General features: G+C 58.2%; 6 protein-coding genes. 2 read left to right on the top strand and 4 right to left on the bottom strand.

The genetic code is table 11. The annotated features are described in order from the left end of the window. Nucleotides 1–433: GIY-YIG nuclease family protein (locus XF30_RS21100; protein WP_109143742.1), on the bottom strand; the 433-nt coding region annotated here is incomplete at its 3' end. Nucleotides 434–700: 267 nt separating this feature from the next. Here XF30_RS21100 and XF30_RS21095 point away from each other — a divergent pair. Beyond that, complete coding sequence (locus XF30_RS21095) at nt 701–2,068, top strand: hypothetical protein (RefSeq protein WP_109143741.1); 1,368 nt, start codon at nt 701–703, stop codon at nt 2,066–2,068. A gap of 68 nt (nt 2,069–2,136) precedes the next feature. Beyond that, entirely contained in the window at nt 2,137–3,306 is a 1,170-nt protein-coding gene (locus XF30_RS21090; RefSeq protein WP_109143740.1) for an SEC-C domain-containing protein, read from the top strand. A gap of 843 nt (nt 3,307–4,149) precedes the next feature. Here the strand turns inward: XF30_RS21090 and XF30_RS21085 are convergent. The 3 genes from XF30_RS21085 to XF30_RS21075 form a co-directional block, all read right to left on the bottom strand. Next, a complete protein-coding gene (locus XF30_RS21085) occupies nt 4,150–4,662 on the bottom strand; it encodes a hypothetical protein (RefSeq protein WP_146207731.1) in 513 nt (170 codons plus the stop codon). 46 nt (nt 4,663–4,708) lie between these two features. Beyond that, nucleotides 4,709–6,223, bottom strand: a complete 1,515-nt coding sequence (locus XF30_RS21080; protein ID WP_109143738.1) for a metallophosphoesterase family protein — start codon at nt 6,221–6,223, stop codon at nt 4,709–4,711. A gap of 423 nt (nt 6,224–6,646) precedes the next feature. After that, on the bottom strand, nt 6,647–8,002 hold the full coding sequence (locus XF30_RS21075) for a hypothetical protein (protein WP_109143737.1): 1,356 nt from the start codon (nt 8,000–8,002) through the stop codon (nt 6,647–6,649). Nucleotides 8,003–8,297: the final 295 nt, after the last annotated feature.

Genomic DNA, 8,297 nt, shown 5'->3' with positions numbered 1-8,297 from the left:
CTAGTCTGTGGAGCACTCGCTCTTCAATTTCGCCGGACCTTGCCATGTGAACGGCATAGATAATTTCCCAATCAGCGGAATCACCATGCCGTTCTGAGGAGATTTGCCTCACTCTTTGTAGCAGATCCTTGCATACTCCAATCTTAATCAGGCGAGCCCGTAAAGAGCCAGCAATGTAGATGTACTGCTCCAGATCATAGCGACTTGCATATGCCAGTACCTTCGTGTCGCACTGGGCGCAATGTCCCTTTCGAGATCGTAGCCTGTGACCTGCTTTTCGGCAGGGGCTGCCAAGAGCGATGGTTTTCCCGGCCTTCTTTATCTCCCGGAACCAGCGAGCCTGAGACATCCAGCGAGCGTCGAAGACGTCGTCCGGACCGAGATTTTGGCTGGATAAGAATGCCAGCTCGCTCGGGGTGAGCTCGTCCTTCAAATGCGCCTCCTAAAATGGACAGCATATCGGCTATTTTGAATACGACCAGGGGTTGCCGGTAGTATTTCTTTGCCAAATTGACCATTCGTCCCCGGCGCGCGGGTATTGACCACGTCCCCTATATACCCGATTCGCCGAACGGCTCGGCCGTGACGTCTGTCTTGTTGGCCTGCGCATCGACGCCATCAAGGTGAAGACGTGTGATGTTCGGTAGCGTATGAAGCGAGATAATATTGTCTGAATACCGCACTCCCTCGGCAGAGAACCATGGATACTGGCTTCGTAGATCTTGACATACTGCTCACCCGAATACGGCATCCCCAGTCGAAGGTGTACTTTCTGGACGCCGTGAAAGCCTACAAAGCGGGCGCTTTGCGTGGCGCCCTCACCTCTGCCTGGGTAGCCCTTGTCTACGATCTGATCGCCAAGTACCGAGAGCTCAGCGCTTTGGGAGATGCGGCCGCAACCACTTTTCTTCGATCGTGGGATAATGCGACAGCCGCAGGCGATATCGCGAAGCTTCTTCAACTTGAGGCAGGCATCCTCGAGGATGCCACGGCCAACACCCAGGTCGTTAATCGCATCGCCCGAACACATCTGGAGCGGCTTCGCGAAGATCGACATCTCTGCGCCCACCCGGCTTTTTCGGCCGAGGCGGAACTCTTCGAACCAACGCCGGAGCTTGTGCGGCTCCACCTAGTCAATGCAGTCGAGCTCGTATTGTCGCAGGAGCCCCTGCAGGGCAAAGCGATCTTCGAACTCTATGATGTCGATGTGCAGTCACCAGGCTTCCCGACGGCCTACGAACGCATCCTCGACTATGTCGAGCAACGCTATCTCGCGCGCGTCCGCGCTCAGAACGTCCGCAACTTCGGCACGGTGCTTGCAAAGTCGCTTCTCAAGGGTGTACCCCCGCAATGGGAACCACTTCATCGTAAGGTTATTCCTTCTCTCGTCGCGGTGCGCGAACGCGCCGCCCACGCCTGGCCTGACATCTCCCTCGCCATCATCAGGCTCATCGACTCCCTCGAGCCGGCGAACCGCGCGCGCGCTATCGCTTTCATTGCGGCTTTTCCGGATTTCTGGCCGCAGCTGCAGGAGCCAACGCGCACCGCCCTTCAGGCGACCACCGAGAATGCAGATCCCACCACGCTCATCGATTATCGAGTCCTTGCTGGCGTGACCATGCCGCAATTCCGCCCCGCGCTGTTGGCGCTCTTTGCGAGGCTCAACCGGGAGCACCTAGCGAGCGCGATCGCTTTTCACCCGCTTGCCGATCTTTGGCCTCACGCACTAGAACAATATAGGAGCTCTAGCAGCTGGCGCGGGTCGGAAGCCAACTTCAACGATTTGATCGCGCCGTTCGCCGGCCGACTTAGCAGCCAACAGCTCGATCACCTCCTGGATGCAATCATCGAAAACGGACAGAACTGGGACGCAGCCGACACGGATACCCTAATGCTCGGAGTGCTGCGCAACGCGCTCCTCGCTGACAGACCGAGCCATGATGCGCGGAATCGCTTCTATCAACATATCAGGCGCATGCGCCGCACAGACAAATATGAGGACGTGCTCACCTTCCTCCAATCAGATGGCTGGGTGTTGCCACCGGCGGAGTTGGCAGCTGACGACTGAGCGGCGGAAATGGTGGCAAGCTGATGACATTGGCAACTTTGAGTCTTTTGTATCACAATATCTGAAGTATGGTCCCGCATCCCTCACTAATTGCGCCAAAGATAAAACTCGATCTCATCCAACCGGTTGAGACGATGGGACCGTATGAACTGTGCTGGTGCCGCTCGGGCAAGAAATACAAGTGGTGCCATTTTCGACGCGAACAACAAAAGCCAGTAAACATCTACGAGCTGGAAGCCAAGATGATTGCCGAGTTTCGGGACGGTTATTGCTCCTTTCCCGATCCTTCCGCCGATCCTTGTAGTGCGATTATTACTAAGGCCCACACCGTACAGAAGAAGGGCGGTCTCGCCGCCATTGCTGAGGCCGGACACGTACTAACCGTGAAACCATCGATGAAAGAGATGATCGAGACCGACGGCAACCCGCAACCACGTAAGGTCGGCGTCAACAATGCCTCCGTGTTTCCCGGGTTCTGCAGCAGGCATGACACGACACTTTTCAAACCAATTGAGGGCAAAACACTGTCGCTGACCAAGGACATTGCCTTCCTCTTCTCCTACCGAGCCATCGCGTATGAGCGCTTTGCAAAAGAGGCGCAGCTCAGGATTACCTACATTCAACGCGAAGCAGACTGCGGCCAGCCGTTCTGGAAGCAGGCTATGATTCAAATGCAGCTTGCTCCCGTCATCGCCGGCATTAGGATTGGCATGCGCGACTTGGATCTCTGGAAAGGTCAATTCGACCAGCGACTGCTATCCGGCGCGCGCGACGATTTTCACTTCGTCTCCGTCCGATTTGACCAGGTCCTTCCAGTCGTGGCTTGCTGCGCTTTTCATCCGGAATTCGACCTTCACGGGAAGCCGCTACAACAGCTCGGCCGCGACGGCGTCGACTTCGATCACGTCACGATCACCGTGACCACGTTCCAGGCGCAGACTATCGTCGTCTTTGGCTGGATCGGCTCCGATGACGGTCCGGCCAAGGCGCTCGCAGAATCTTTCGCAGCGATCGAAGATGAACGCAAAGCCGATGCCCTGATAAGGCTTCTGTTCATTCACACCGACAATCTGTTCCTCCGGCCGAGCTGGTGGGTGTCACTTCCGCCGTCCGAAAGGCAGGTCCTGAACGAGATGACACGGAGCGGCACCATCATGCGCGCGCGCTCCGCAGGCGAGATGGCCGATGACGCGAGATCGTTTTCTTCCGCCCACGTTGCCGAAATTGTTAGGGGCTGAGCGACCCTAGCGCGGGAACGCCTTTCGCATGGACCAAGAGCACTGACGAACTGCTGCCTTGGAAGTCGAAGCCTCGAGGCGTCGCTCACGCCGCTTAAGCGCCGATCAGCCTTCCGCCAAAAAGCGGCGTAGCCGAGGGCCTGCGCCGGATGCGTACCGCAGTGCTTTGGGGAGGAATTCACAAGTATCTCGACAACGCCACCGGGTACAGCGGTTACCGCGGTGATCGTTATCTGGAGAAGCCCGGGTCGACCGGTCGACCATCCGCCTATCCGTTTATATGAAGCAGATCGCACAAACCCGGCAGTCATTTTGTTACCAGCGGATGTGCAAACCGGTGCCAAAACAACTCAGATGCTTGAATTTGCTTTTCGTATTCTAGTGGCGGCAGCTCTAGGACCCATAGCTGGACCCACCGCGACACGACAATTGGTCGCCTGGCGTCGATTGGGCCTCAGAGATGCAACGAGAGCACGTAGAGCGGCTTTCCGGCGAAATTCGTAATCTCCTATTGGTAGCCTCGCTACTAATCCACGTGAGATTGGCAGGCCGCTGGGCCTGCTCCCCGATGGTATGATGTGCCGCCCCCAAGCGGGGGCGCTCGCCGGTTGCAGCGACTTGTAGTGAGCTCCAGCGGTGAAGCCGAACTGCATTGACTCCCGGCAGCTGGCAGCTGCGGGGTGTCGGCAACTTAGGCAACGAGGTCAGCTTTACCCGCCGCCTCTACCCCGACCGCGTTGCGCGTGCTCGCGGCTTGCAAAGAGGCCGCGCTAACCGAACACATCCCGAGGCCAAGCAAAGCTGGCAAGTCGCACGCGATCAACCGCAACGAGTTGATCTCGACTAAGTCCGGCTGTCACCGGGCGCAATCATCGGCGCTATCAGACCGAAAAGCGCGGCAAGCGCCGAGGCAAGCCAGGCCTCGATATTGAGCCAGGAATACTCCGTCACCAGTCCTCCGCCGAATGCCCAAAGATAGAAAGCCACCGCCGACAAGCCAACGCTCCGCCATTGGACGTCCCAGAATGTGACGTCTGTCCTGTTGGGGAGGTTGGCGTAGATGCGAAGAATGATGCAGGTGCCCAAGCAAAGCAGAAACCAACCTCCGACGAACTTGTGCGTGGCGGCGCTGTCCTTGATGGCATTGTAAACGGCGATCATCTCGGACGGGATTAGCTTGATCAGCGCGGAAAGGTAGTTGTCCCCCTTCGCGACGCCCTCCTCGGCTTGCGTTGCTTGCGCGAGCTCTTCGGCTCCCTCTCTTTTCGCGTCGCGTGTGATACGGCCTTCACGGAGATCAGGGCGTGCGGACGCGGGCGCGTAGATGCGCGTGGCGCCCCGGATGAAATTCACCATGGTTAGCCTCATGAGTGCCCAGTAGTTCGAGCAGCGATGTCTGTGCTCAATCGCCGCTTATGCTTTCGGAGTATCTCATCCTGCAGCTACCGTTTAGATCCTCGAAATATCGGGTCTCGATTGGCCCCTGCTTGGTAATGGATAGCGTCGCGAAAGCGTGGCCGAACACGTTCCCGGCGACCGACAACTTGGTATTTTCCACCAGTTTCGGGGGGTCGTTCAGACCCTCGACGACGTCGTAAGGATCATCGTCGACGAACGTCGGGATGGCGCTGCAGCCGACGCATCGCCCCTTCGAAAGTCCGATGTACGGCTCATAGATGCACAGGTTGTGCTCGTGCCCCCAGAACCACGCCGGAATTGGCTTTCTGAGAGACTTCAGCGTCTCGAAGGTCTGCCGAAGTTTCGGGTTGTACGCCGCCCGTTTAGCGCTGTCGTCGGCCTTTCCGATCGGCGAAAAGGCTGAGAAAAGCTGGTGGTGAGAGAGCAGGACGGTACTTCCGCCGAACTCTTCGATACGACGGCGGTGCCACTGCTCTTCATCGGCATTCACGAACGTGACGGCATCGTTCACTGTAAAGGGATTATAATCATTCAGTCCCGTATCCATCGCTAGAAACTGCCATTTCGCATCCTCCGTCCTCAGGCAAAAGAAGCTCGCCGGTTGCGTAGAAGGCTTCTTGTTGAGGCGCTTGATCAGGCCGTAGTAGCCTACTCCTCCCGAATAGAGATCGTGATTTCCAGCCAGAGTGTAAACGGGGATGTTCGTCTTGTGACGCTCGAAAACATCGTCGATAATGTCCTCGAAATTCGCTTCACACTCCTGCGGTGTCCCCGAGTAGTAGATGTCACCCAAATGGACAATGATGTCCGGCCTCTGTGCCTTAAGTTGCGTCAGGAGCCGACGCGCCGGATCCGCACCGGTGCCCCAGTCACCGATCAACCCGATGGTCGCGTTGGACGGAATCTGAATTACGGTTTCGCCGGCTTTCTTCGGCGTGACGTACGGGATCTGCGCGCGGGTCCCGCTCGGCCCGAAATAGCGCAGGTACTGATCTATCGTGCTCGCCCAGCGGAAGTCGCACTTCGAATCGGCCATCTCGGACTGCAACCTCTCGGCGGTCGCCCGGTCGCCTTTAAGCTTCGCTTCGAGATACTGCAGACCGAGCGATGCGCAGACTTTCGCAAGACCGATGGGCGACAACGCCTCGGTCTCAATCTCATCCTGCGCCAGCCCATGGGCCTTGCGATCAACCCTCCCCTGCATCCTGACGCCGGCAATCTCGGTCGCGGCTTCTAGCAATCCGTCTTGACCGGTCCGAACAGCTTCTGGGTGAGACTTGCCGACTTCCGCCTGCTCGTCGCGCGAGATCTGCGCAGCGGCCGACTGAAAGATCGAAAGAATGTGGTCCGGGTAGGTATAAGATCCCTTGCTCACAAAACCCTCCAAATCGAACTGGCAGCAGCAATGAGGCAATACAACCATAAGGTCTAACGCAAAACCAGAGGCGACAAGCGCAATCCGGCCCAAACGACACGCGAGATCGGTGAGCGAGTCCATTCGCAGCTCAAGAAGAGAGGCTGGCTGCCGGCGAACGACCGGCGGTTTGGGGGATGCGCAACCGGCTTCGGCGGCGTGCGCTGAAGATCCTCCCACTCTCTCTCTTCGAGAGCCTGCAACGTGCGCCCTGAGAGGTAGAATCTCCCTGCTCTTTCCCACTGCGCTACGAGGGCGCCTGGCTCACGTGAAAATCACGGCCAACCCGTCGGACGAAGAAAAGTATGGCGGATCGGTCGCCTCCGAGATTAGCGACCTCATGCTCGAGAAGGGCGTAAAGAAGGTGGTCGCGCCTCCACGACCAGAAGAGCAATCTCTACGTCGACTGCCCTTCGCTCGTGAGCCGCGGCTCGTAGCATGTCGTTTATCGAAAACCCCGTGAGGCGCGCCGACCGTGGCCGGCGCGTGAGGGTGGGCAATCTAACATCAACTCAATGCTTCTCCCGCCATCTGAAGCACCTTCAGCATCACGGCTGCTCCGCATTGAGCGGATACCGCGTTGGGATCGTAAACGTGGTCCCGAATAAATTTTCCTCGCGTGTAATTTGTGGAGAAGCTCCACAGGTAAGGCGAGTTAATGCCCTTGGTATGATAGCTGAAGCCGTTATAGCTCTCAAACCGGTAGAGCGTGCGAGCAAGGCTCCAATCACTCTGTCCGGCAAAGCCTTCGAAGGTGATGGCATCAATGGCGCTGGAGAGCCAGTCGTTCGGCGGATTCCAGCGTGGCGGCCGGTTGGCTGGAACGTTTACCGTACGCCTGTTGAGCGGATCACCGTTATGCAGATGACCCTGAAAATTGAAACTTGCCTCCAGCGCATGGACGATGCCAACGAACCACCACTTTGCTCCGGTGGCGGCGCTCACCTGTTCGTAGCGGGATTTATTCTGCAACAGCTTCGCGCGGTGCCATGCGACACTGTTGGCGCGCTCGGGACGTATCTCACAGCGATCCCACAGCTGTTCGTATTCCGCCCTGAGCTCCTCAAAGCTCGGGCGCGTTGCCTCTACGCCTTCAGCATCCTCGGCCCGCACCGGCCGCGCCTCACGCGCAAATGTTGCCAATAGCGCGGAAACCTCGTCCTGCGCATCGACCAGCCGTTGCAGAAGGGGGCGGTCGGCGTTGCCCGGGAGCGCATCGAGAGCCGCGCCAATCGCCCTCTGAGCTGCTTCCGAGTCTGTTTCGGCCGCGGCGGCTTCGGGCTCGCCTTGCATCCGGAAGCTCCAGTCGCGAGGGTCGTCATAAGCAGCTTTTTCCGCCCGAACCGAGATGTGGCAATGATGATCGTGCGGATTTTGACCTGTATAGGCGCGCCAAGCCCATGCTGGCGCGGCACCGATCGGCTGCGAGTTGGCGATCCTGCGGTTCCAGATGATGTATTTCACACGGCGGTCGTCGCTGGCGCGGATTGCTTCGGCGATCCGACCAGCGTCGCAGCCGTGGCCGGGGTCATGTGTGACGTCGAAGGCAGTAACGACGCCTGTCCCGTTGTCCACGACCCAGGGATTGTGATCCGAGGAGCGGCTGGCATGCCTGGCGTCGCCGATCGTGCCGTCGCTTCCTTTGCTGCGCTGTGGGAATGCGGCATTGATTTGCGCACGCAGACGTTCAAGAGACTTCGCAACGCGCCAATGTCGGACGGCCACTTCCAGCGTCACCTCAGGCGGCGCGTCTGGATCGACATGAAGATCATCGGCGTCCTTTACGATCTCTTGCGCTACTTCTTCCGATGGCCGGGTGTCCAAATCGAAGGTCTGTCCTTGTGTGTCAGTGGTATCTTTCATTTGCTTCTCCTGCCTGCTGCAGCTTGGCTTGACATTTCACTCTCCCGCCGCCTTCGGTCGAGGCGCATGGCCACATCTTCTTCTGCCGTACCGACGGCACGATCGGCGTCACAGCACTAGATTACCCACGTGTCGATCGGCACGACGGCCGGTAGTCACTTTCGCCGACTTGTAGCCCCGTCGTCCGGGCCAGGTGGGTCGGCCTGTTTCATTTCATCGAAATCGCAAACTCGTCACTTTTTCGAAATCGAGAGTGAGAACTAAAACGTGCGATGGGCGCGAGCTTGCGAGGCAT

The sequence above is a fragment of the Bradyrhizobium sp. SUTN9-2 genome (genome assembly GCF_003122645.1).
Classification (GTDB): domain Bacteria; phylum Pseudomonadota; class Alphaproteobacteria; order Rhizobiales; family Xanthobacteraceae; genus Bradyrhizobium; species Bradyrhizobium yuanmingense.
Note: the sequence above shows the minus strand (reverse complement) of the source record. Positions and strands in the feature narration are given on the sequence as shown.

Coding starts and splice junctions, on each gene's coding strand:
- XF30_RS21095 (WP_109143741.1), top strand. CDS start 701: ATGGATACTGGCTTCGTAGATCTTGACATACTGCTCACCCGAATACGG.
- XF30_RS21090 (WP_109143740.1), top strand. CDS start 2,137: ATGGTCCCGCATCCCTCACTAATTGCGCCAAAGATAAAACTCGATCTC.
- XF30_RS21085 (WP_146207731.1), bottom strand. CDS start 4,662: ATGGTGAATTTCATCCGGGGCGCCACGCGCATCTACGCGCCCGCGTCC.
- XF30_RS21080 (WP_109143738.1), bottom strand. CDS start 6,223: ATGGACTCGCTCACCGATCTCGCGTGTCGTTTGGGCCGGATTGCGCTT.
- XF30_RS21075 (WP_109143737.1), bottom strand. CDS start 8,002: ATGAAAGATACCACTGACACACAAGGACAGACCTTCGATTTGGACACC.